This is a genomic window from Enterocloster lavalensis (assembly GCF_046603895.1).
Taxonomy (GTDB): Bacteria; Bacillota; Clostridia; order Lachnospirales; family Lachnospiraceae; genus Enterocloster; species Enterocloster lavalensis.
In genome coordinates this window covers 2,525,419-2,546,389 of sequence record NZ_CP176637.1, presented here as the reverse complement: position 1 = coordinate 2,546,389, position 20,971 = coordinate 2,525,419, and the positions used below count along the sequence as shown (strand labels likewise).

23 protein-coding genes are annotated in these 20,971 nt (G+C 55.2%); all 23 read left to right on the top strand.

Annotated features, from left to right (window positions below; translation table 11 throughout):
* The first annotated feature begins 222 nt into the window (after nucleotides 1-222).
* Nucleotides 223-651 carry a PTS sugar transporter subunit IIA gene (locus tag ACK2JC_RS11260; RefSeq protein WP_092370560.1) on the top strand — a complete coding sequence of 143 codons (429 nt, stop codon included), beginning with the start codon at nucleotides 223-225 and terminating at the stop codon, nucleotides 649-651.
* Nucleotides 652-696: 45 nt separating this feature from the next.
* Entirely contained in the window at nucleotides 697-1,173 is a 477-nt protein-coding gene (locus ACK2JC_RS11255) for a PTS system mannose/fructose/N-acetylgalactosamine-transporter subunit IIB (protein WP_227167760.1), read from the top strand.
* A gap of 32 nt (nucleotides 1,174-1,205) precedes the next feature.
* A complete protein-coding gene (locus ACK2JC_RS11250) occupies nucleotides 1,206-1,964 on the top strand; it encodes a PTS mannose/fructose/sorbose/N-acetylgalactosamine transporter subunit IIC (protein WP_227167761.1) in 759 nt (252 codons plus the stop codon).
* The gene (locus ACK2JC_RS11245) at nucleotides 1,957-2,781 is read left to right on the top strand and encodes a PTS system mannose/fructose/sorbose family transporter subunit IID (protein ID WP_092370551.1); all 825 of its coding nucleotides are present in this window, start codon (nucleotides 1,957-1,959) and stop codon (nucleotides 2,779-2,781) included. Before ACK2JC_RS11250 ends, ACK2JC_RS11245 begins: the two co-directional genes overlap by 8 nt.
* A gap of 31 nt (nucleotides 2,782-2,812) precedes the next feature.
* Nucleotides 2,813-3,625 (top strand): BtpA/SgcQ family protein, encoded by an 813-nt coding sequence (locus ACK2JC_RS11240; protein WP_166434647.1) that lies wholly within the window; start codon nucleotides 2,813-2,815, stop codon nucleotides 3,623-3,625.
* A gap of 157 nt (nucleotides 3,626-3,782) precedes the next feature.
* Entirely contained in the window at nucleotides 3,783-4,682 is a 900-nt protein-coding gene (locus tag ACK2JC_RS11235; RefSeq protein WP_118755088.1) for an amino acid ABC transporter substrate-binding protein, read from the top strand.
* Nucleotides 4,683-4,871: 189 nt separating this feature from the next.
* On the top strand, nucleotides 4,872-5,531 hold the full coding sequence (locus tag ACK2JC_RS11230; protein WP_007719434.1) for an amino acid ABC transporter permease: 660 nt from the start codon (nucleotides 4,872-4,874) through the stop codon (nucleotides 5,529-5,531).
* Nucleotides 5,532-5,551: 20 nt separating this feature from the next.
* A complete protein-coding gene (locus ACK2JC_RS11225; protein WP_092370542.1) occupies nucleotides 5,552-6,325 on the top strand; it encodes an amino acid ABC transporter ATP-binding protein in 774 nt (257 codons plus the stop codon).
* Nucleotides 6,326-6,653: 328 nt separating this feature from the next.
* A complete protein-coding gene (locus ACK2JC_RS11220) occupies nucleotides 6,654-7,442 on the top strand; it encodes a PTS mannose/fructose/sorbose/N-acetylgalactosamine transporter subunit IIC (protein ID WP_092370539.1) in 789 nt (262 codons plus the stop codon).
* 3 nt (nucleotides 7,443-7,445) lie between these two features.
* Nucleotides 7,446-8,282, top strand: coding sequence for a PTS system mannose/fructose/sorbose family transporter subunit IID (locus ACK2JC_RS11215; protein ID WP_092370536.1), 837 nt, complete (start codon nucleotides 7,446-7,448; stop codon nucleotides 8,280-8,282).
* Nucleotides 8,283-8,294: 12 nt separating this feature from the next.
* Nucleotides 8,295-8,774 carry a PTS system mannose/fructose/N-acetylgalactosamine-transporter subunit IIB gene (locus tag ACK2JC_RS11210; protein ID WP_276951927.1) on the top strand — a complete coding sequence of 160 codons (480 nt, stop codon included), beginning with the start codon at nucleotides 8,295-8,297 and terminating at the stop codon, nucleotides 8,772-8,774.
* Between the two features lie 75 nt (nucleotides 8,775-8,849).
* Nucleotides 8,850-9,938 (top strand): SIS domain-containing protein, encoded by a 1,089-nt coding sequence (locus ACK2JC_RS11205; RefSeq protein ID WP_118755091.1) that lies wholly within the window; start codon nucleotides 8,850-8,852, stop codon nucleotides 9,936-9,938.
* A gap of 86 nt (nucleotides 9,939-10,024) precedes the next feature.
* Nucleotides 10,025-10,447: a PTS sugar transporter subunit IIA gene (locus tag ACK2JC_RS11200; protein ID WP_092370527.1), complete on the top strand. Its 423-nt coding sequence runs from the start codon at nucleotides 10,025-10,027 to the stop codon at nucleotides 10,445-10,447.
* 38 nt (nucleotides 10,448-10,485) lie between these two features.
* Nucleotides 10,486-11,157, top strand: coding sequence for an HAD-IA family hydrolase (locus ACK2JC_RS11195; protein ID WP_320936557.1), 672 nt, complete (start codon nucleotides 10,486-10,488; stop codon nucleotides 11,155-11,157).
* A 116-nt stretch (nucleotides 11,158-11,273) separates the two neighbouring features.
* Nucleotides 11,274-11,786 (top strand): UTRA domain-containing protein, encoded by a 513-nt coding sequence (locus ACK2JC_RS11190; protein ID WP_320936556.1) that lies wholly within the window; start codon nucleotides 11,274-11,276, stop codon nucleotides 11,784-11,786.
* The gene (locus ACK2JC_RS11185; RefSeq protein WP_092370518.1) at nucleotides 11,783-12,520 is read left to right on the top strand and encodes a GntR family transcriptional regulator; all 738 of its coding nucleotides are present in this window, start codon (nucleotides 11,783-11,785) and stop codon (nucleotides 12,518-12,520) included. The genes ACK2JC_RS11190 and ACK2JC_RS11185 overlap by 4 nt, the downstream gene beginning before the upstream one ends.
* A gap of 360 nt (nucleotides 12,521-12,880) precedes the next feature.
* Nucleotides 12,881-13,534: a hypothetical protein gene (locus ACK2JC_RS11180; protein WP_118755093.1), complete on the top strand. Its 654-nt coding sequence runs from the start codon at nucleotides 12,881-12,883 to the stop codon at nucleotides 13,532-13,534.
* 251 nt (nucleotides 13,535-13,785) lie between these two features.
* On the top strand, nucleotides 13,786-15,423 hold the full coding sequence (locus ACK2JC_RS11175; protein ID WP_320936555.1) for an ABC-F family ATP-binding cassette domain-containing protein: 1,638 nt from the start codon (nucleotides 13,786-13,788) through the stop codon (nucleotides 15,421-15,423).
* A gap of 178 nt (nucleotides 15,424-15,601) precedes the next feature.
* The gene (locus ACK2JC_RS11170; RefSeq protein ID WP_092370511.1) at nucleotides 15,602-16,087 is read left to right on the top strand and encodes an S-ribosylhomocysteine lyase; all 486 of its coding nucleotides are present in this window, start codon (nucleotides 15,602-15,604) and stop codon (nucleotides 16,085-16,087) included.
* Between the two features lie 13 nt (nucleotides 16,088-16,100).
* Nucleotides 16,101-16,856: an exodeoxyribonuclease III gene (locus ACK2JC_RS11165; RefSeq protein ID WP_276951920.1), complete on the top strand. Its 756-nt coding sequence runs from the start codon at nucleotides 16,101-16,103 to the stop codon at nucleotides 16,854-16,856.
* Nucleotides 16,857-17,295: 439 nt separating this feature from the next.
* The gene (locus ACK2JC_RS11160) at nucleotides 17,296-17,883 is read left to right on the top strand and encodes a Uma2 family endonuclease (RefSeq protein ID WP_368272162.1); all 588 of its coding nucleotides are present in this window, start codon (nucleotides 17,296-17,298) and stop codon (nucleotides 17,881-17,883) included.
* A 438-nt stretch (nucleotides 17,884-18,321) separates the two neighbouring features.
* Nucleotides 18,322-18,909 carry a Uma2 family endonuclease gene (locus ACK2JC_RS11155; RefSeq protein WP_368274774.1) on the top strand — a complete coding sequence of 196 codons (588 nt, stop codon included), beginning with the start codon at nucleotides 18,322-18,324 and terminating at the stop codon, nucleotides 18,907-18,909.
* 145 nt (nucleotides 18,910-19,054) lie between these two features.
* Nucleotides 19,055-20,971 carry an ABC-F family ATP-binding cassette domain-containing protein gene (locus ACK2JC_RS11150; RefSeq protein ID WP_320936551.1) on the top strand — a complete coding sequence of 639 codons (1,917 nt, stop codon included), beginning with the start codon at nucleotides 19,055-19,057 and terminating at the stop codon, nucleotides 20,969-20,971.

Here is a 20,971-nt window from a genome sequence, read left to right as displayed (position 1 = left end):
AAAAGATGAGTAAACGTCAGGCAGATGTGTGTCACATAAGCCGGAAAAGTAGAAAAGATGGGGAAAATCGTGTCGTGTTCTGATCAGATAATGGGGAGAAAATACGAAAATATGAAAATAAATATTTGACACACATTGGAAAAAATACAAAACGGAGAAAAGTTTTACAGAAAAAAATGGGCGTGCTATATTCGGTTTAAAGTTTTGAAAGGGGGTGGTTGAATGTATCGGGTATTACTGCTGAGCCATGGCAACCTGGCCGGTGAGCTGCTCAGAACCGTGGAGATGGTGATCGGTAAGCAGCCGGAGAAGGAGGTGACGGCGTTTTCGCTTCACCCTGAGCAGGATATGAACGAATATTTTCGTGCGATCGACAGATTTGTAGCCGAATCGGAAGCGTGTGGGGGATGTATGGTCTTTACGGACATTGCAGGCGGAAGCCCGTTTATCACATCCGCAAAGGTGTACAGAGAACGTGCCGGCAGTGTCAAGATGGACATTATCACAGGGATGAATCTTCCGATGGTGATTGAGGCAGTTTCAAACCGCGCGGTTAACGATTTGGAGGCGGCCAGAAGCGGAGCGCTTAGGGACGGAATTGCAGGTATCCATGCATTTTCGTCAAAGATCCAGGATTGCTGCGCGGGATAAGGGATTTTCTGGTCGGATCATGGAACGGAAAGGAATGGTAGCGTTATGAAAATTGTAATGTGCAGAGTGGACGAACGGTTGGTACATGGGCAGGTCATCGCTTCCTGGTCAAAGATTCTGAGTATCAGGCAGATTCTGGTAATTGACGATCAGCTGGCGAAAGACAGCTTTATGGGAACTGTTTTGGCAATGGCCGCTCCTTCAGGGGTTAAGGTTGAACTGGTCAGCGTGGATGAAGCGGTGCGGCGTATTCAGAAGGATGGGACACAGGACGGGGTCAACACCATGCTGCTGTTTAAAGGGCCGCAATGCGCACTGGCACTGGTTGAGAAGGGGGTTGAGATCAGGGAGCTGAACATCGGTAATATGGGGGCTGGTCCGTCCAGAAAGGCAATCTCGCGCAATGTGTATGCCTCCGCCTCTGAGGTCGAAATATTCAAAAAGCTTCTGGATATGGGGATTGATGTATACCTGCAGATGGTTCAGCAGGAGAGCCGGGTGAGTATTGCCACGAAACTGTAGACGCAGAATGATTCGATAAAGGAGTGGGGATTATGCAACTGTTGCATGCACTGATTATTGCATTGCTTACATGGCTGGTAGCTACGGCATTTCCAATGTGGCTCAGATGGTCCATGTACTTTGGCGCTCCGCTGGTGGCGGGGCTGATTAATGGGATACTTCTTGGAGATATGACCTATGGGCTGCAGTGCGGTGGCACGATAATGATGGCCTATATTGGCCTGGTGGCAATCGGCGGCTCCCTGCCGTCGGATCTTTCGCTGGCCGGTTATCTGGGTGTATATATGACAATGGCTTCCCATGCTGATCCGTCGGTTGGGCTTCCTATCGCCGTTTCCCTGGGATTTTTGGGGATCCTTTGTTCCAACGCAAAAATGGCGCTGAATCCGATCTGGGTGCATAAGGCGGATCAGTATGCTGCGCAGGGAAATGACAGGGGCGTTGTTATGATGAATCTGGTTGCCTCGCAGATTGTACCGTTCATCACCTATTTTCTCCCGGCGTTTTTCTGTGTGGTATTCGGGGCTCCGTTTATGGATCGGATGTTGGCGATCGTTCCGGAGCAGGTGATCGGCATACTTAAATTGATCGGGGCCATGGTTCCTGCGCTGGGCCTTGCAATGCTGATGAATATGATGAACAAACGCTCCACGATTCCATTTTTCTTTATGGGCTTCGTGCTGGCTGCATATCTGAAGCTGGATATCATCGCCCTGGCAATACTGGGCGCTGCGTTTGGAATGTTGCATCTGCTTTATACCAGGGGAAGGAGGACGGAAGAGAATGCCTGAGGAAAAGAAAATAGTTCTGGATAAAAAAACGCTTCGCCAGTCGTGGTGGAACTGGACCTGCTGGGGGCAGATTTGTTACAACTTCGAGCGTATGATGGGATTGGGTTTTTGCCACTCCATGATCCCGATTTTGAAAAAACTGTACCCGGACGATAAGGAAAAGCGGGCTGAGGGTATGAGCCGCCATCTGACCTACTATAATACGGAGAATACCTGGGGCTGTCTGATACCTGGAATCGTCGCCGCAATGGAGGAGGAAAAGGCGAACGGAGCGGATGTGGAGGACGATGCAATCAGCAATATCAAAACAGCGCTGATGGGGCCGCTGGCCGGGGTAGGAGATGCAATCACTCAGGGGATTGTTAAGGTGATTCTTCTGGCAATCGGAATTGATCTGGCCATGCAGGGCAATCCGCTGGGACCGATTCTGTTTGTGCTGGTGTTTTCAGCGTATGCGTTGGGCGTAGGCTATACCTGTTACATGACCGGATATAAGATGGGAAAAAACGCTGTTGTGAAAATCCTCAGCGGAGGTCTGATCAAGGAAATTACGGAAGGCTGCGGCGCAATGGGAATGATGGTATTGGGCGGTCTGGTGGCCACGAAAATCGGTGTTACGACTCCGCTGTCCTTTGCGCTGGGCGAGAAGGTAACGGAAGTCCAGGCGCTGATCGACCAGATTATGCCGGCGCTGCTTCCGCTGGCGCTGTTCTTCGGCGTATATGCGCTTTTGCGTAAGGGGATGACGCCTATGAAAACTATGGGGATCATTTTTGCGGCAGGCACGGTCCTGTCGCTGACCGGAATTTTAGTATGACGCAGGACGGTGGAAAGTGGAGGAAATATCGATGATGATGGAACAGCATGAGAATGTGTTTGGCACAAAAAAACCGCTGATCGGCTGCCTGCATATGGCGGCCCTGCCCGGAAGCTATTATGCGGACCCCACAATGACGTACCGGGACCAGATCAGACGCCTGAAAGAGGATGCCAAAATTTTAATGGGAGAAGGATTTGACGCTTGTGTGTTTGCCAATGAGGGGGACCGGCCATACCTGTCGCAGGTTGGACCGGAGACGGTGGCCTCCTATGTCCGGATTGCCGCGGAGGTGGCTGCGGATTTAACAATTCCCTATGGCTGTGGGGTTCTCATTGATCCCATTGCAACGTTGGCCGTGGCAAAAGCGATTGATGCAAAATTTGTGCGTACCTATGTGACGGGAACATACAACGGCCTGTTCGGCTGGCAAACCTTTAATCCCGGTGAGATTTTCCGCTACCAGAAGCAGATCGGTGCCGAGAACGTACGCGTTTATACTTATTTTGAACCTCACGCCGGGACTGGAATGGATACCAGGCCAGTGGAGAACCAGATTGACGGCGCACTTTTAAATCTACCCATAGCCGGCGTGCTTATGGGGGGGCCGCGGGCGGGGCTGCCGCCTCAGGCCACTGCTCTGGGCAGGGTGAAGGAACGGTTCCCGCAGACCCCTCTGATTCTGGGGAGCGGAGGCCGTGTGGACAACATAAAGGAATTGTTGACAATCGCCGATGGTGTGATTATCGGAACCAGTATTAAAAAAGAGGGGATTCTCTGGAATCAGATTGATCCGCAGCGGGCGGCTGCTTTCGTGAAGGCAGCGCGCGAGGCGAAGTCATAACAGATGATTCGGGCGGCTTACCTGCAGATATTCTGCAAAGGGAGCCGTCCTTTGATTTTTCCTCTTTACATATTCACTTTAGTATGCTACTATGGTAGAGTGATTTTTGAATAAAGTATCGAACCCATGAAATCATGTTTTGAGGAGGATCAGTATTATGAAAAAGAGAACATTTTGTCTGGCCATGGCGGCCGTGATGGCCTTTGGGCTGACAGGCTGCGGCGGAGCGCAGACCAAGGGAGAGGCAGCCACCACGGCTGAGAGCACTGCGGATACTACGGCGGCGGACACCACTGCGGCGGATAAGGCGGCGGACACTTCCGCGGCTGAGAGCGAGACTTCCGCGGAGGCCCAGGCGGCTGGCGGACATTTTATCGTAGGATTTGACCAGGAGTTCCCGCCCATGGGATTCATGGGGGATAACGGGGAATACACCGGATTTGACCTGGAGCTGGCCCAGGAGGTCGCCAAACGCCTGGGACTGGAATACCAGCCGCAGCCCATTATCTGGGATACCAAGGACATGGAGCTGGATTCCGGAAATATCGACTGTATCTGGAACGGCTTCACCATGACGGGCCGTGAGAGCGATTACGAGTGGACGGAAGCCTACATGGCCAACTCCCAGGTGTTTGTGGTCGCAGCGGATTCCGGTATCGCGTCCATGGACGACTTAAAGGGCAAGGTTGTGGAGTGTCAGGCTGATTCCTCCGCGCTGGCGGCGCTGAATGAGAACCCGGACCTGACGGCCACCTTTAAACAGCTTCTGACCACGGCGGATTACAACTCCGCGTTTATGGACCTGGAGCAGGGCGCGGTGGACGCCATCGCCATGGACGTGATCGTGGCGGGGTACCAGATTCAGCAGAGGAACGCCGATTTTGTGATCCTGGAGGATCACCTTTCCGCTGAGGAGTACGGCGTGGGCTTTAAGAAGGGCAACACGGAGCTGCGCGACAAGGTTCAGAAAACTCTGGAGGAGATGGCCCAGGACGGCACCTTAAAGGCGATTTCCGAGAAGTGGTTCGGCGAGGACGTGACCACCATCGGCAAGTAAACAATTCATATTCCGAAAGCCGCTGCATGTTTAACCGTACAGCGGTTTTCGCCGCGCTGGGGGGCGGGGCCCGGCCCGCGCGATTTTAAGAGGGCTTCGGCGATGGCCGGGTGAAAACGGTCCGGAACCGGCAGAAAACGGCCGGGCATCGGGGAGCGCTTTAATGGATGGAAAAGGCGGTAGATAATTATGGGGAAAATGACGGTTGAACAGATTCTGATCCAGCTCATGGGGGGGATGCTGACCAGCGTGCAGATATTCGTGGTGACGCTGGTATTTTCGCTGCCTCTGGGCCTGGTGGTCGCCTTTGGGCGGATGTCCGCGAACCGCGTGGTCCGCACCATTGTGAAGGGGTACATATCGGTCATGCGCGGCACGCCGCTGATGCTGCAGCTGATGGTGGTGTATTTCGGGCCTTACTATATTTTCGGGCTGAAGCTGGGCAGCGGCTACCGCCTTTGGGCCGCGCTGATCGGATTTGTGATCAACTACGCCGCCTATTTCGCGGAGATTTACCGCAGCGGCATCCAGTCCATGCCCCAGGGCCAGTACGAGGCGGCCAAGATCCTGGGTTACAGCAGAGGACAGACCTTTTTCAAGATTATTCTGCCCCAGGTGATCAAGCGGATTCTGCCGTCCGTGACCAACGAGGTCATCACCCTGGTAAAGGATACCTCACTGGCGTTTACCCTGAGCGTTATGGAGATGTTCTCCATCGCCAAGATGCTGGCGGCGTCCCAGAGCAACATGATCCCGTTTATCGCAGCAGGCCTGTTCTACTATGTGTTCAACCTGATCGTGGCCCTGGCCATGGAAGGGCTTGAGAAGAAGCTGAATTATTACCAGTAAGGGGAAGGAGTTTGGGGACAATGAATCTTTTGGAGATCAATCATGTGGAAAAAGCCTTCGACGGGCTGGGCGTGCTTAAGGACATCTCCCTGACCGTGGGGGAAGGCGAAATCGTGTCCATTATCGGGCCCTCCGGCTCCGGAAAGTCCACCCTGCTGCGCTGCGCCACCATGCTGGAAACCATGGACAGCGGGGAGGTCATTTACCTGGGGAAAAAGGCGGCCTGGACCGGCGCGGACGGTAAGGCCGTGTACGCGGGCAAGAAGGAGCTGCGGGAGATCCAGAGCCAGTACGGCCTGGTTTTTCAAAATTTCAACCTGTTTCCCCACTATTCCGTGATGAAGAACATCACCGACGCGCCCATCCATGTGCAGAAGCGGGAGAAGGAAATTGTTTACCGGGAGGCCCGGGAGCTGCTGCGCAAAATGGGGCTGGAGGACAAGGAAAATGCCTACCCCTGCCAACTCTCCGGCGGACAGTGCCAGCGGGTGGCCATCGCCAGAGCGCTGGCGTTAAACCCCAAGATTCTGTTTTTTGACGAACCCACTTCGGCCCTGGACCCGGAGCTGACCGGCGAGGTGTTGAAGGTGATCAAATCCCTGGCGGACCTGGATATCGCTATGGTGATCGTCACCCATGAGATGGCCTTTGCCCGGGATATCTCCGACCGGGTGATCTTCATGGCCGACGGAGTGATCGTGGAGCAGGGGACTCCGGAGCAGGTATTTGCCTCGGACAACGAGCGGACCCAGAGCTTTTTGGGGCGGTATGGGGAGATGCTGCAGAGGGGATAGCTGAATAAACTGAAAACGACTTTTATCGGGAGGGTATTCCGAAGGACAGCAGTGCTGGCCTTTGGAATACCCTCCTTTTTGGCGCGCAAAATTGACGGAAACCGGAGCGGCGTTGCGCGAGGTTCTGTGCATGTGTCTCAGCGGTCCATAGGCGTCAGCATTGCATAGAACTATAAATGTGAATAAAAAGTATCGTTAATTTTAAAATTAGTATTGCATTTCTGATAATAAAGTGGTATAAAAAATCTAAGTGGATTATTTGCTATACCACATATACCAATTTGCGCAAACCGGTATGAAGATGGAGAGATGAATAGGAGGAAGCGATATGAGTTTGTTACAAGCGATACTGATCGGCTGTGTGGCGGCGCTGACCCAGTTGGAAGGGGGTTGGCTGGGGGAATGCAAGCTCCGTGAACCCATTGTGACGGGATTTCTGGTCGGTCTGATTCTGGGGGATGTGAAACAGGGCCTGATGATCGGCGCGACACTGCAGCTGATGTGGATGGGGGCCACGGGCATCGGCCCTACGGCTCAGTTGGATATTGGTACCGGCGGAACCATCGGAACCGCGGTGGCGCTGCTGACCGGAACCGGCGCTGAGAGCGCCATTCTGTTCGGCGTTCCCGTGGCCGTGATTATGCAGTTTTTGAACACCCTGCTGTTGTCCGCATACTCGGGCGCTATGCTGGTTGCGGACCGCAAGATCGACGAGCTGAATTTTAAGAGCGTAAACGCTGTCCATTATCTCTGCGGGTTCGGCACGTTTCTCTTGTATTTCGGCCTGACCTTTATCGTGATGTACTTCGGAAACAATATGATCGAGGGTATTGTAAACGGCCTTCCGGCCTGGATGAACGCGGGCCTGACCGGCGTGGCGGCTATTCTTCCCTGCCTGGGCTTCGCGCTGCTGCTCAACATCATTATGGAAAAGAATCTGGTTCCGTATTTTATCCTGGGCTTTATCCCTGCGGCTTACGTGGGATTCGACCTGACCATGGTTGCGATCGCGGCGATCGCGGTTGCAGTTGCGTGGATCATCTTTATGCTGCGGCAGAACGAGGGAACCAGGGCCGCCGCTGCTGCGTCCAGTGTGGAAGACGAGTGGGAGGATTAAACGATGGGGAAAAATGAGATAATCAGTGCGGAAAATAATCTGACGAAGAAAGATTTTGTAGGCGTTTTCTGGCGCAGCTTTACCTTGCTGGGGTCCTTTAACTATGAGCGCATGGAGGGGCTGGGGTTCCTCTACGCGGTGATGCCGGTGCTGCGCAAGATCTATAAAGGGGACGACGAGGCGTTAAAAGCCGCAATGCACCGCCATATCGCAGCCTTCAACATGACCGTGGCGCCCTCGCCCTTTGTCATGGGCACCACCATCGCCATGGAGGAGAAGGCCAAGCGGGACAAGACCTTTGACGTGGCTTCCATCAACGCCATCAAGGTATCCCTGATGGGCCCGCTGTCCGGAATCGGCGACACCTTCTTCTGGGGCATCTTCCGGATTCTGGCCTGCGCCCTGGCGGTGGGTTTTGCCAAGGAGGGGAATATCCTGGCGCCCTTTGTGCTGCTGCTGTTCTTCAATATTCCCAACTTCCTGACCCGTTGGTTCGGATTGTTTATCGGCTACCGTCAGGGACATTCCCTGTTGTCGGAGATGCAGGCCACGGGCCGCGTGCAGCTGTTTACCCACTGCGCGGGCATCATCGGAGCCATGTCCATCGGCTGTATGATCGCCATGTGGGTGAGCATTTCCTGCCCCCTGCAGTTCACCATCGCGGGAAGTGAGATCGTGCTCCAGGAATATTTGGACCAGCTTCTTCCCAAGCTGCTGCCGCTGGCGTTTACCCTGGGTATCTTCGCCTGCATCAAGAAGAAAATGAAAGTGACCGCCATCATCGGCGGAATCGTGGTGGTCGGCTTTATCCTGGGTATCCTGGGACTGATCGCAATGTAAGGAGGACGTAGTATGGCCATTTTGGATGTGAGAATTGACGACCGGCTGATTCACGGCCAGGTGTGCGGGTTTTGGATTCCCCACTATTCCCTGGAGCGCATCGCCATCGTGGACGATGAGATTGTAAACGACGAGATTCGCAAGACCGCTTTGAAGTTCGGCTGCCCCGAGAAGTGCAAGCTGTCCATTTTCAGCACGGTCAAGGCGGCGGATAAGTTTATCCGCAAGATCGACGAGGGGATCCGGGTTATGATCCTGTGCAACAGCCCGGTGCCGATTTTAAAGATGGCAAAGCTGGGCTACAAAGCGCCCTTTGTCACGGTGGGCAACATGTCCACCAAGCAGGGAGCCACCCAGATTCGCAAGACGGTGTTTGTGTCGCCGGAGGAAAAGGCGGCGTTTGCGGAGCTGGTGGAGATGGGAATTCCTATTTATTCCCAGATGGTTCCCAATGAGGCGAGGGAGGACATTTCCGAACTTTTAAGGAATTAATGTAAATTCAGAGATCAACGGTCCGGCGGCCGCGGCCGGCGCGCCGGGCCGGACCCATCAGAGGAGGAGAACAACATGCAGCAGACGGTACTTGGCAACATCAAGTTCCAGCCCCAGGTATTGCCCCAGGTGCTGGAGAATCAGGCGGTTTTTGTGGAGCCATTTGTGGAGCTGTTCCGCAAACACGACATTAAACGAATCTATTTCTTTGGTTCCGGCACCTCTTACAACGTGTCGCAGATCGCGGCCTACTATTTCAAACACATTGTGGGGATCGAGGGAATCGCCCAGTACCCCACAGTATTTAAAAACTATGAGAAAGCGGACTGGACCGGGCTTCTGCGAAACGATCAGATTCTGTTCGTGGGTATCAGCCAGTCCGGCACCTCGGTTTCTACCTGCGAGGTGATGGCCCACGCCAAGGCCAACGGTTACCCCACCCTGGCGCTGACGGGAAATCTGGAGAGCGAGATCACCAAACACGTGGACACCGCGGTTCACCTGCTGGTGGGCGAGGAGCTGACCCCGCCGGAGACCAAGGGCTACACGGTTTCCGTGCTGAGCGCTTACCTGTGGGCCGTGGGCGTGGCCCGGGACAAGGGCGTCTATTCCGAGGAAGAGTACCAGACCGCGATTCGGGAGACAAAGGAGCTGGTGGACAATTTCCAGACCGTCATCGAGGAGAGCGAAGCGTGGTATGACCGCAACCGGGCCTCCATCGTGAACAGCGACCGGCTGTTTGTGCTGGGCTACGGCATCGACTACGGCTCCATGCTGGAGGGCATGCTGAAGGTGGGGGAGATGCTCCGCCTGCCCACCATCGGTTATGAGATCGAGGAGTATTCCCACGGCCCGACGATGGCGTTAAAGCCCAATCAGACCCTGTTTATGATCGGTTCGGACGAGGCGGAGTTTGAGCGCATGCTGCAGTTTCGGGCCGCGTTCAAGAAGTATACCGACCGTGTTCACGTGATCACCTGCCGGGAGATCGAGGGCGACGGCCGGGATCTGGTGTTTGGAATCAAGGCCAACAAGTTTATCGCGCCCCTGATGTACACGGTTCCGTTCCAGTTTGTGGCGGCCAAGGGCGCCAAAGATATTTTCATCGACACCAATATCAACCCCTTTGATGAGCCGCTGGCCCACTATCCGGACGGGGAATAGGATTTAAACGCGCGGTATTTCCGGGCCGCCCGCCCCTGCTTTTGTGGGGGCGGCCGGTCCGGCGGCCGGGCGCAGGAGGATAAAAGATGATCGGAATTTTAGTCACAGGCCACGGCAGATTTGCCACCGGTATCACCAGCGCCCTGGAGCTGGTGTTGGGGAAACAGGAGTGGTTCGAGGCGGTGGATTTCCCGGACGGGGACACCAAGACGGAGCTGGAGCGGAATATGGACGAGGCGTTAAAGCGCCTGGAGGGGACGGAGCACATTCTGGCGTTCTGCGACATTCTCAGCGGCTCTCCCTTCAACACGCTGATCGACCGGGCCATGCGCCGGGGCGGAATCACCGTGTACTATGGGACAAACGTGGCGATGCTGTTGGACACCACGCTGAACCGGAATTTCGGCAAGAGCCTGGAGGAGCTGAACGCGGATATCGTGGAAAAGGGCCGGAGCCAGGTGGGACGGTTTGAAGCGGGCGGCGTGGAGGAGGATGACGACTCATTTTAGGGAAAATGGGCGGCGCTGCGGCCGTGAAAGGGGAGTTTATGGGTTTCAAAGCAGTGATTTTTGATATGGACGGGGTCCTGATCGACAGCGAGTATCTGTACCTGACCGGAATCCACCGGGAGCTGCAGAAAAAACGGCCCTGGGTCCGGGAGGAGGACTTATACCCGTCCGTGGGGATGGACAGCGCCAGGAACCGGGAGTTGATGCACCGGGTGGCAAGAGAGCCACTTGATAACCTGGAGTTCGACCGGGAACTGGAAGAAATTTACAGCTTGTTCGACGATGTGTGTTACCGGGAGATTCTGTACCCGGAGGTGCCCGGCGTGCTTAAAAGCCTGCGGGAGATGGGATTTAAGACGGCGCTGGCTTCCTCCACCGGTATGGAGGGGATTCGGAAGGTGCTGAGGCAGTGCGGGATCGGGGATCTGTTCGACTATGTGGTCAGCGGGGAACAGTTTCGGGAGAGTAAACCCAATCCGGAAATCTACCTGACCGCTATGGAGGCGCTGGGCTGCCAGGCCGGTGAATGTCTGGTGGTGGAGGATTCCACCTACGGGGTGACCGCCGGAGTGGCCGCCGGGGCCTGCGTGGCAGCCAGGCGGGACAGCCGGTTTCCCTTTGACCAGACCGGGGCGGCGTACCGGATCGATTCGCTGTCCGAGATACTGGAACTGCCCGGAATCGCCGGACAAACGTGCGCAGCGCTGTGAACATAGGATTCACGGCGCTGTTTTGCGTTTTATAAGAGGCTTTGCCGTTCTTGCATTGACCGGTTTATTGTGTTATGATTTGGACAGACTGAAAATGGAACGGAACAGGGGGAGTTATGGAACAGGGAAATCGATACATATTAAGGGATATGGAACGGTTCGAGCCGATCACAGCTACGCTGGAATCCAGGAAATTCCGGTCAGAATACCGTGTGCTGGATATGGAGGTCACGGAGTCCAACCGCTATATCAGCCAAAAGCTGAAGATTCCCATCGCCTCGCGGATTTTTTATTTCCGGAAATTGCGGCTTGTGGACGGGGTTCCCAAGTCGATTGAAAAGACCTACATTCTCTATGACAAGGTTAAGGGCGTGGAGAGCGCGGATCTTGGGAAGCAGTCATTTTACAAGACATTACAGGAAATGTTCGGTTATGTGACCCGCAGAAGCGAGGAGGAGATCCTGATCGTGGCGGCCGGGGAGAAGGAAAAGGAGCTGCTGGGCTGCAGGGACGGGGAACTGATGATGATCAAGGGAATCACCTACAAGGAAGAGCCGGAGCCCTTCGAGTATTTTGAGATTGTGGCGGTCTCGGATCTCTATGAATTCAGGAGTGTTACCAGATTATGATTGAATATGATGCGATATATGTGCAGTTGATGAAGAGCCTGAAGGAGAAGATGATCCACGGGGAGTACCGGATCGGAGACAAGCTGGACTCAGAGCGGGTGATGGCAGCCCAGTACGGGATCAACCGGATGACCGTGCGCAACGCCTTGAAGGCCCTGGAGGAGGAAGGTTATGTGAAGGCATACCGGGGAAGGGGCACTTTTGTGGCCCGGATTCCCGAGGAGCCCAGCCGGAAAATCGAGATCGGCGCGGATTCCGGCGCGGTGATCAGTTTGAGCCGCGGTATCCGCCAGCGGGGCTACCGGTCCAGCCGGGATGTGATCAGTTTTGAGAAATGTCCGGCGGAGGGGGAGATCAGGGAAATGTTTCCCTACACCAGCCATGTCTTTGTCATGCTCCGCCTTTCCAAGATCAACGACAGACCCTACGCGGTGCAGAAAACCTACATTCCCGCGGAGGTTTTCTGGGATGCGGACCGGTATGATTTCGCGGAGGGTTCCCTGTACGATTACATGGACACCAAGGACCGCTATCCCGCGGAGGTGGAGTCCTACCTGCGCATCGACCTGCCGCCTGCAGAGTACGCGCAGCTGCTGGACAATCCGCCGGATAAAAAGGTATTTGCGGTCACGTACCTGGCCTATGACCGCCAGGGGCTGATGATCGAGTACACCCTGTCCTATCATTTGCCCCAGTACACGTCCTTCACCTACGTTACGGAACGCAAAATTTGAGTCTCTTTGCAGAAAATGCAGAATTCAGGGCATACTATAAAGAAATTGGAAGCTTCGGGGATACCGAAGTGGAAAAGGAGTTTATAGTATGGATCTTTCGCCCAGGATGGCCCGGTTGATTCTGCTTTTGTATCTGCGTTTTCTGCCGGGGATATTCCTTCACAAAGCTTTAAGGGAAATTTCCTTGTTTTTTAGAAAGCTTAATGGTAAGCTTCATAAGTAACAAGTTTGCTGCGGTTCGCCGGTCAGATTCCGCCGGAAGATTTTTACGGGCGGGACGAAAGGCGCGGCCCCGGGAATTGTGGGCGCGGATGGAGCCGGAGCGCAATATGAAATGGATGGAAACGGAGGAATTGAACAATGAAGAGACGTTCATGGATGATAGCAACAGCGGCAGTGCTGGCGGCGGTGCTTTTGGCGGCGGGCTGCTCGAAGAAACCGGCGGCGGAGACGGCGCCGTCCGCCACTGAGACCACCGAGGCCCAGACCACGGAGGCGGCCACTGAGCCGGAGACCACGGAAGCCTCCACCGAGGCGGACGGGGAGGCGGTGGATCTGACCAACCGCTACCACATGCTCCAGGGCACGGTGGTGAAGACCACGGAGGATGGCTCCGTTTTCACCCTGCAGGCGGACGACGGCCAGAACTATGATCTCAAACTGGCCCAGATTCGGGACGTGGAGGTAGAGATACAGGAGGACGTGCAGATCGCGATCGCCTACATCGGCAAGGAGATCGGCAAGGGCGGCGTGAAGCCGGAGGACACGGATCTGGTGGTGGCCCTGCCGGAACAGGAGGAGTGGACCGTCTACCGGGAGACCGGAACCACGATGTTTAACGCCATGAGCAGCTTTACGGTTAAGACCGACGACAACCGGGAGCTGAGCCTGTTAAAGGACAACTGCCCCATGGAGGAGGGCGCCCTGACGAAGGACAGCGGGGACCGCGTGATGGTGGCTTATGTGACTTCCGGGGGGACCAATTACCCCGTTGAGGTGCGAAAAGGGGAGTGAGATTGGGGATACGTTTCACGTGTGTGAAACCGGAATGGGAAATTTCCGAAAAACCCTTGCAAAATAAGCGTTTTCCCTGTACAATCTGATATTGACGAGAAGAGGGGCCGGCAGACCCCTTTTTTCATGAGAGCACAGGCGCGCACCTGAAAATGGCCGGCCGGACCGCCCGGATGGGACGGGACCGCAGGGCACTTTTGTACGTGCGCGGGGAAACGGTTGAAGAACAGACAAAAGGAAAGGTAAGTATTATGATTAGTGCAAACAACATATCCCTCAGGGTGGGGAAAAAGGCATTGTTTGAGGATGTGAACATCAAGTTCACCGAGGGCAACTGCTACGGCCTGATCGGAGCCAACGGCGCCGGTAAGTCTACATTTTTGAGAATCCTGTCCGGCAAGCTGGAGCCGACCAGCGGCGAGATCGCCATCACGCCGGGACAGCGTCTCTCCTTCCTTCAGCAGGATCACTTTAAATACGACGAGTACACGGTTCTGGACACGGTGATCATGGGCAACGCCCGGCTGTACCAGATCATGAATGAAAAGGAAGCCATCTATATGAAGGAGGACTTCACCGAGGAGGACGGCGTGAAGGCCGCCGAGCTGGAGGGCGAGTTCGCTACCATGAACGGCTGGGAGGCGGAGTCCGACGCCGAGAACCTGTTAAACGGCCTTGGCATCGAGACGGACCTGCACTACGCCCAGATGAATACGCTGACCGGTGCCCAGAAGGTAAAGGTGCTGCTGGCCCAGGCTTTGTTCGGCAACCCGGACATCCTGCTGCTCGACGAGCCGACCAACCATCTGGATTTGGACGCCATCGCCTGGCTTGAGGAGTTCCTGATCAATTTTGAGAATACGGTGATCGTGGTATCCCATGACCGTTATTTCCTGAACAAGGTGTGTACGCAGATCGCGGACATCGACTATGGCAAGATCCAGCTGTACGCTGGAAACTACGACTTCTGGGTGGAGTCCAGCCAGCTGATCGTGAAGCAGATGAAGGAGGCCAACCGCAAGAAGGAGGAGAAGATCAAGGAGCTGCAGGAGTTCATCCAGCGATTCTCCGCCAACGCTTCCAAGTCCAAGCAGGCCACTTCCCGTAAGCGCGCCCTGGAGAAAATCGAGCTGGACGACATCCGTCCCTCCAGCCGTAAATACCCCTATATCGACTTCCGCCCGGCCAGAGAGATCGGAAACGAGGTTCTGACCGTGGAGCATCTGAGCAAGACCATCGACGGCGAGAAGGTTCTGGACGACATTTCCTTCATCCTGGGCCGCGAGGACAAGGTGGCCCTGGTGGGCCCCAACGAGCGGGCCAAGACGGTGCTGTTCAAGATTCTGTCCGGGGAGATGGAGCCGGACGAGGGCAATTACAAGTGGGGTCTGACCACCAGCCAGGCGTATTTCCCCAAGGACAACAGCGCGGAGTTCGACAACGACGACACCATCGCGGACTGGCTGACCCAGTATTCCCCGGAGAAGGATGTGACCTATGTGCGCGGCTTCCTGGGCCGTATGCTGTTTGCCGGCGAGGACGGCGTGAAGAAGGTGCGCGTTTTGTCCGGAGGCGAGAAGGTTCGCTGCATGCTGTCCAAGCTGATGATTTCCGGCGCAAACGTGCTGCTGTTGGATGAGCCCACGGATCACCTGGACATGGAAAGCATCGACGCTCTGAACCGCGGTATGATCAAGTTTCCGGGCGTGATGATCTTCTCCTCCCGTGACCACCAGATCGTGCAGACCACGGCCAACCGGATCATGGAGATCATAAACGGCAAGCTGATCGACAAGATCACCACCTATGACGAGTATCTGGAGAGCGACGAGATGGCTCGTAAGCGCTTTACCTTTACCGTTACCGAAAGTGAAGAAGCGGACGATTGATGAATTTTTGGCAGCGGGGGCTTTGTTTCCCGCTGCTTTTGAGTAGATGAGATGCGGGGCGGATGGGAGCTGGCTGCGGCGGGCGGTGAACGGATGGAACGGGAGGCACTTTAAGCGGCTGCGCGGCGTGACGGCGTGAGACCCCTGCATACGGACGATTGATTTGGAGGAAAATAATATGGAGAAGATTGCGAGTTTTACCATCGACCACATCCGGCTGCAGCCGGGACTGTACGTGTCCCGCAAGGACAAGGTGGGTGAAAACGTTGTGACCACCTTTGACCTGCGCATGACCTCCCCCAACGAGGAGCCGGTGATGAACACGGCGGAGATGCACACCATCGAGCATCTGGGGGCCACATTTTTGCGGAACCGGGAGGATTTCGGGGATAAGACCCTGTATTTCGGCCCAATGGGCTGCCGGACCGGGTTTTACCTGCTGCTGGCCGGGGACTATGATTCCCGGGAGGCGCTGCCTCTTGTGACGGAAATGTACCGGTTTATCCGGGATTTCCGGGGCGAGGTGCCGGGCGCGGCGGCTAAGGACTGCGGCAACTATCTGGACATGAACCTGGGGATGGCCAATTACCTGGCTGGGAAGTATTTAAACGTGCTGGAGCACATTGACGAGTTCCCGCAGTCCAGGCTGGTTTACCCGGAATAGGAGGAAAGACGGGATGAAAAAACTGATTTCGTGGAATGTCAACGGCCTGCGGGCCTGTGTGGGTAAGGGATTCCTGGACTATTTTAAGGAAGCGGACGCGGATGTGTTCTGCCTGCAGGAGACCAAGCTACAGGAAGGGCAGATCGATCTGGACCTGCCGGGGTATCACCAGTATTGGAATTACGCCCAGAAGAAGGGGTATTCCGGCACTGCCATGTTTACGAAGGAGGAGCCGGTCAGCGTGCGCTACGGCCTTGGGATCGAGGAGCACGACATGGAGGGCCGGGTGATCGCGGCGGAGTTTCCGGAGTATTTCGTGGTAACCTGCTACACGCCCAACTCCCAGGACGGGCTGGCCCGTCTGGACTACCGGATGGAGTGGGAAAATGCGTTTTTGGCGTATTTGAAAAAGCTGGAGGAGGAGAAGCCGGTGATCTTCTGCGGGGACCTGAATGTGGCCCACAAGGAGATCGATCTGAAGAACCCCAAGAGCAACCGGAAAAACGCGGGATTTACAGACGAGGAGCGCGGGAAGTTCACGGATCTTTTAGGAGCGGGATTTATTGATACCTTCCGGTATTTTTATCCGGACCGGGAGGGGATTTACTCCTGGTGGTCCTACCGCTTCTCCGCCCGGGCGAAAAACGCGGGGTGGCGCATCGACTACTTCTGTACTTCAGAGAGTTTGAAGGACCGGCTGGTCAGCGCGGATATCCATACGGAGGTGATGGGGTCCGACCATTGTCCGGTGGAGTTGGTGATTGAGTAGAAGTTGAGAGACGTTTGAGAGAAACATGAGAGAAGGCGGAACGGGACGGCGGCTGGCCGGGGGATTGAGATACCCCCGGGGGCTGGGTTCCGGGCCGCCTTTTTTGCGCCGTTCAGGTGTGTGGGAACGGGGCTGCTTTCGAGGCGCTTATGGTATGTTTATGGCTGAAGCTGGTTGCTGTGTGCACGACAATGTGATAGTATGGAGATAACCTTCGATGAGAGGGGACTTATTGATCCGGGAGAATTCTGCTCCCGTTGTTTTGCGGCATTTCGCCGGAGAATCCATTTGTAAGAATTTTAATTTCAGAAAACGGGGAGTGGTGCCTTTGATTGTGTTTTAGGGTGGCAAAGCAGTATATTACAGAAGAAAAATTGGACATGTCCGCGGTCATTCGGTATACTGATGTTAAAGAGAAAAACAGCAGGAGGGGTACGCAATGGCCGTGTACATGGGAGAGGAAGAGGTAATACAAAAGAATATGGCACTGGCACAGGAAAAGGTGTACACAGTGGAAGATATCGAGGAGCTGCCTGAGGGCGTGCGTGCGGAGCTGATTGACGGGCAGATGTTTTATATGGCGACGCCGTCGCGGAAGCATCAGGGGCTGGTCATCGCGTTATCCGGCATGCTATTCGCTCATTTGAATCAGAACAAAGGGAAATGTGCGGTGTATCCGGCCCCGTTTTCCGTATATCTGAATGAGGACAACCGGACCTATTTGGAACCTGACATAACCGTCGTCTGCGACCGTGACAAACTGGACGACAAGGGCTGCCACGGAGCGCCGGATTTTGTGGCGGAAATCCTATCGCCCAGCAGCCGGAGCCGGGACTGCCTGCTGAAACTGATCCGCTACCGGGAAGCCGGAGTGTGCGAATACTGGATCGTGGACCCGGAGCGGGAGACGGTGACGGTGTATGACTTTGTGGAGAATAAGGTGGGCAGTTATACGTTTGGGGATAAGGTGAGGGTGAATTTATTCCCGGGGTTGGAGATTGACTTTGCGGGGATGGATTTGAGGTGAAGGCAGGGAAAACGCGGTAGTTGGAAAATGGTAATGGAACTAGTTGCATGAGAGTATGAAGAAAAAGGCGGAACGCGGTAACGGCAACAGGGTATTTGAATACCATGGAGTTGGGCTGACGGACCGCTTTTTCTGTTTGATGTTATGGGAGCTTAGCTGGGATGAAATCCGGTTGTCATGTATGGGGCAGCGTGATAAAATAAGGTTACCCCTCGGAGAAGGAGGGGGAAATTGATTCGGGAGAGTTCTTCTCCTGCTGGTTCGCGGCGTTTCGCCAGGGAATCCATTTTTAGAGATTAAAGTTTTAGAAGCGGGGAGTGATGTCTTTGTCTGTGATTTAGGGAGTCAAAAGAGTTTATTGCACAAGAAAAATTGGACATGGACGCGGGTATTGGGTATACTGATGTTGAGACAAACCGGGAACAGGAGGGGTACGCAATGGCCGTGTACATGGGAGAGGAAGAGGTAATACAAAAGAATATGGCACTGGCACAGGAAAAGGTGTACACAGTGGAAGATATCGAGGAGCTGCCTGAGGGCGTGCGAGCGGAGCTGATCGACGGGCAGATGTTTTATATGGCAACGCCGTCGCGGAAGCATCAGGGGCTGGTTGGAAATTTGTTTGGAGAAATATTTGCATATTTGAACCAGAATAAAGGGAAGTGCGCGGTGTATCCGGCCCCGTTTGCCGTATACTTAAACGAGGATAACCGGACCTATCTGGAACCTGACATAACCGTCGTCTGCAACCGTGACAAACTGGATGACAAGGGCTGCCACGGAGCGCCGGATTTTGTGGCGGAAATCCTATCGCCCAGCAGCCGGAGCCGGGACTGCCTGCTGAAGCTGATCCGCTACCGGGAAGCCGGGGTGCGTGAATACTGGATCGTGGACCCGGAGCGGGAGACGGTGACGGTGTATGACTTTGCGGAGAATAAGGTGGGCAGTTATACGTTTGGGGATAAGGTGAGGGTGAATTTATTCCCGGGGTTGGAGATTGACTTTGCGGGGATGGATTTGAGTTGAAGAATGTCTGAATACCCGGCGAATCCGGGGCGGGGTTCCAAGAATCCCCGCCCCTTTTCCGCATTTACCTTTACATCCCCCGCCGCGAAATGTTATACTAACCATACACACAATTTAAACTATATTCGGAAAAAAGGAAAAACCTATGAATCTGGTAACCATTGAACATTTGACGAAATCATATACGGAGCGTCTGCTCTTTGACGACACGGCGTTTTCCCTGAACGAGGGGGAGAAGGTGGGGCTGATCGGCGTAAACGGCACCGGAAAGTCCACGCTGCTCAAAATTGTGGCCGGGCTGGTGGAGCCGGACGGCGGCACCGTGGTGCGGGGGAGAAGCCTGTATATCCGCTACCTGCCCCAGATCCCGGAGTTTGTGGAGAGCGACACCGTGCTGGAGAGCGTGGAGCGGGAAAATGCCTCGGAACCCCATTTTACCTCCCGGGACGAGCTGCTGGCCACTGCCAAAAATATTCTCAACAAGCTGGGAATTACGGACCACGAAGCCAAAATCGGCACGCTGTCCGGCGGACAGAGAAAGCGCGTGGCCCTGGCCAGCGTGCTCCTCAGCACCGCGGACCTGCTGATCCTGGACGAGCCCACCAACCACTTGGACAGCCAGATGGCGGACTGGCTGGAGGAATATCTGAAAAGCTTCCGGGGAGCGCTGCTGATGATCACCCATGATCGGTATTTCCTGGACAGCGTGACTAACCGCATCGTGGAGCTGGACAAGGGCAAGCTCTACAGCTATCAGACCAACTATGAGGGATATCTCCAGCTGAAAGCGGAGCGTATGGACATGGCCCAGGCCACGGAGCGCAAGCGCCAGACCCTGCTGCGCACGGAGCTGGCCTGGATGCAGCGGGGGGCGAGGGCCCGTTCCACCAAGCAGAAGGCTCATATCCAGCGTTTTGAGACCCTGCGGGACCAGAAGGGGCCGGAATTTGACCGCAATGTCCAGCTGGAATCCATCGCCTCCCGGCTGGGGCGGACTACGGTGGAGCTGAACGGCCTGTGCAAGGCTTACGGAGACAAGGTGCTGATTCAGGATTTCACGTACATTTTCCTGAAAAACGATCGCATCGGCATCGTTGGCCCCAACGGCAGCGGAAAATCCACGCTGATGAAGATGATCGCGGGCTGGGTGCAGCCGGATGCGGGGACCGTGGAGATCGGGCAGACGGTGAAGCTGGGTTATTTTTCCCAGGAGAGCGAGGACATGGACGGGAGCTGCCGGGTGATCGACTATATCCGGGATGTGGCGGAGTATGTGAAGACCAAGGACGGGAGCATCAGCGCCAGCCAGATGCTGGAGCGTTTCCTGTTCCCCTCCAGCATGCAGTACACCACGGTGGACCGGCTTTCCGGGGGAGAGAAGCGCAGGCTTTACCTGCTGCGGATTCTCATGGACGCCCCCAATGTGATTTTGCTGGACGAGCCCACCAATGACCTGGATATCGCGACGCTTACCATCCTGGAGGATTATCTGGACACATTTCCTGGGATTGTGGTCACTGTGTCCCATGACCGGTATTTTCTGGACCGGGTGGTGAACCGGATATTCGCCTTTGAGGGAAATGGGACGATCCGGCGGTATGAGGGCGGATTTACGGATTATCAGATCGCTTTGGCCCGCCGGGGATTGGAGGAAGGTTCGGATGCGACGGAACGCAGCGGCGGATCAGCCGGGGCCGGCAAAGCGGGAGGCGCGGCAAAGAGCCCGGCGGGTGCGGCGGGAAGCGCCGCGGACGGGCAGTCATCGGACTCCGGCCAGCAGGTAAACAAGTCCAACTGGAAACAGCGCTCCGGCGGCGAGAAGAAGCTGAAGCTCTCCTTCAAGGAGCAGCGGGAGTGGGATACCATTGAGGACGATATCGCGGCGCTGGAGGATCGGATTGCCGGGCTGGATCAGGAAATTGAGGCTTCGGCCAGCAATTATACCAGACTCAATGAGCTGATGGCTGAGAAAGAGAAGACAGAGACAAAATTGGAGGAAACCATGGACCGTTGGGTGTATTTAAGCGGCCTTGTGGAGCAGATAGAGGCCCAGAAGCAGTGA